Consider the following 1,750-nt stretch of genomic DNA (forward strand, 5'->3'; position numbering starts at 1 on the left):
ATAATTTTCAAAATTTTTAAAGCCATAGGCACGTCGTTGAATAAGTTTCATCTTACGGTGAAAGCCTTCTGTTATTCCATTATTTTTAGTAAAGCGCCACATACATACAATCTCTTCTTGCCAGAGATGAAGTGTTTTAGCCAGCGTTTTTAAAGGTGCAAGAGGGCTATCTTTAAGCTGCTGTAAGCGCTTAAGGAAGAGTGGAATTAGACGTTGACATTGCTTAGCGGTACGATGCTTTTTCATGAGTAACCGATGAAGTCGCTGCTTAAAGTAATAGGTAGCTGCAATGACGGGATGTTTGAGTAAGTAGGCATCACGTCGATTCATTTGCTTTAAAGTTAAATTAGCAGGATTAGCTCTAAGGGCTGCCAATAATCCTCGTTGATATTTGCTGTCTTTATCAAGCTGTTGGTAAGTTAGGAGTGCACACTGATTGAGTAAGCGAATGACATGAAAGCGGTCAGCGACGATTTTAGCGTTAGGAAAGTGGCGCTTGATAAGGGCTCAATAGCTTGGACTTAAATCAATACAAACGACGCGTACTTTATCTTTGCCTTCCAAGGTGTTTAGAAACGTATTTAAATCTTTTTCACTGTGCCCTTTGAGGATATCAAAGACCTTGTGCTTGGCTAAATCACAAAAGGTGGGGGCATAGCCCTGTTTTTTATTAAAGAAGTGCTCATCAATTCCTAATACACGCGGACAAGAGCGATGGGCTAGCTTTTTGTGGCGCAACGTATAACCTTCATGATACCAGCGTTCAATCGTTGACTTACCACAATGTAAGTCGCTTGCTAAATCTTTCTGACTTACCCCTTGACTATGCTGATGAAACACTTGTCTATGTAGTGGCTCACTGGCGCGTTGATACGGTCTTATCCAGGAAAACGTTGATTAAAATAACGATGGCATCATGCGCAATAATACTTGTAACCCTTGATTAATAAATAGCTACGCCGCAACCCTATACTTTCATGACGAACTCGCCTTATAAAACTTGCTTTTTTACCTAGCTTTTTATTGTTGCAATGAATACAACGTACCACTCCCCTATAACTTGCTTCTATATAAACAGGATTGTCTCTGTTCACTTTCTTGATAGCAAATCCAGGTAAATTTAGGATATAATCTTTATTAGGCACTTTAATCTCCTTTTTATCCGCAAATTCAAAGGCTTAGCTTACGCTATATCGATTAAAGTGCCCCTTTATTTAGGGGAGAGCCAATAGAATAGAGGCTTAAAAAGTGAGGTAATCTTTTATAAATTAGGAGAAGATTAACAATGACGTTAAATAAGATAGCACGAACAATTAATAAAAATAAATTAGTTCCATTAATGCTCTTAAGCCTGTCATCGGTAAACTTATTTGCTTCTGTCACAAAAGGCAATGGTACCTGGGTTTATGACACGCTCTATAATAATGAGGGAAAAAAAATCGGCCACTCGCCTGGCCTTTTTGCTAATGAAATTAATAACTATAATCTATCAGCAACAGCTGATCATAATATCACTAAGTTATATAGTTATGGTGGCAGCCTTGAATTATATTGCCGAGGATCCGGTGGCACATCAACAAGTACACCATGCACCACTAGTAACATGTTTGTTTATTATGATACTGGAAAGCTCTCTACTGATGCCTACTATAATGTTTTAGGTAATGGATGCAGACCTGTATCAATTATCCCTGTAGTCGATGGTAGGCTTGATCAAACAGGTGAAGATGATTATTTAAGCGCGCTTAAC

1 protein-coding gene and 1 pseudogene are annotated in these 1,750 nt (G+C 38.5%); one reads left to right on the plus strand and one right to left on the minus strand.

Features of this window, described 5'->3' with window-relative positions; genetic code table 11:
* Positions 1 to 1,145: pseudogene (locus ACQUW5_RS15240) on the minus strand (ISL3 family transposase); the annotation flags it as partial.
* 140 nt (positions 1,146 to 1,285) lie between these two features.
* Between ACQUW5_RS15240 and ACQUW5_RS15245 the strand changes: the two are divergent.
* On the plus strand, positions 1,286 to 1,750 hold a 465-nt coding region (locus ACQUW5_RS15245; protein ID WP_444992115.1), incomplete at its 3' end, for a hypothetical protein.

This window comes from Legionella pelazae (assembly GCF_052527395.1).